Source organism: Fortiea sp. LEGE XX443, assembly GCF_015206815.1.
GTDB lineage: Bacteria > Cyanobacteriota > Cyanobacteriia > Cyanobacteriales > Nostocaceae > Nostoc_B.
Genome location: NZ_JADEXZ010000167.1, coordinates 1 through 1,019 on the forward strand (window position 1 = coordinate 1; position 1,019 = coordinate 1,019).

Consider the following 1,019-nt stretch of genomic DNA (forward strand, 5'->3'; position numbering starts at 1 on the left):
AAACCACTCAAACATCCACTTTAAATGAGAGAATGTTGGAATTAAAGCGCAAAAACGTCTAACCCAGGTTTTTGCTTGTAACCAAATATCTTCTATAGGATTTTGGGATGGGCAGTTAGGAGCAAAGCGGACGCAATGAATTTTCCACTGCTCTGAAGATAAACCTTGATTTATTTCGCCTAAAAAGTTTTGAACTAGATGTGAACGATGGTAAGAAGCGCCATCCCAAAAAAGAAGTAATCGTTGATTGGGAGACTGGTCTAATAAATAACGTAAATAATCAATCGTATTGTCAGAATTACCAGCTTTATAAGCTTTCACAAGTAACTTGCCATTGAGATAGTCAACCGCTCCGTAGTATGTCTGTTTATCTCGTTCGTTAATAACTTCTACTGCAATTTCTTGATCAGTTTTTCCCCAAACGTATCCAGTTAAGTCTCCCCAGAGGAGATGACACTCATCTATTAATAATACTCTCAGCCTTCCTGATTCTATTTCCTCTGTGTTACTTGCCAACAATGACTCAATCTGTTTTTTTTTGCGGCAACAGCCTCAATGTCCGCCTTTGGATTCAAGGCAGTGGTTTTCTTCCAACTAATTCCTGCCGCGTCAAACAAATCGTAATAGCTTCGTTTTGATTCGTAGATCACATCATATTCAAATGCTAATTTGTACTCTAGTTCACCCAGTTCCCAAATATCTTTAGTTTGCAACCAACTTAATACTTCTTCTCGCTGTTTATCGCTCAGATAACTCTTTCTGCCTTGATAATTTAAGCGTAATCCCGAAATTCCATATTCCTTATAGGCGTTCTTCCAGCAAGTTATGGAACCAACAGATACATCTAAAATTGTTTGAATTTCCTCATATTTGTAGCCTTGATAAACCAGCTTTACAGAAGAGAGCTTTTCTCACCTCACGGGCATCTGGGCGACTATCTATAAATTCTTGTAGTTCTGCGATGGCTACGCCCGCCGCAGGCATCGCAGGTTGTAGATGCTGATCTATCATTGTTTGTT

1 pseudogene is annotated in these 1,019 nt (G+C 39.1%); it reads right to left on the reverse strand.

Annotated elements, in window-relative coordinates:
* A pseudogene (locus tag IQ259_RS26960) lies at positions 1-1,011 on the reverse strand (IS630 family transposase); the annotation flags it as partial.
* Positions 1,012-1,019 lie beyond the last annotated feature (8 nt).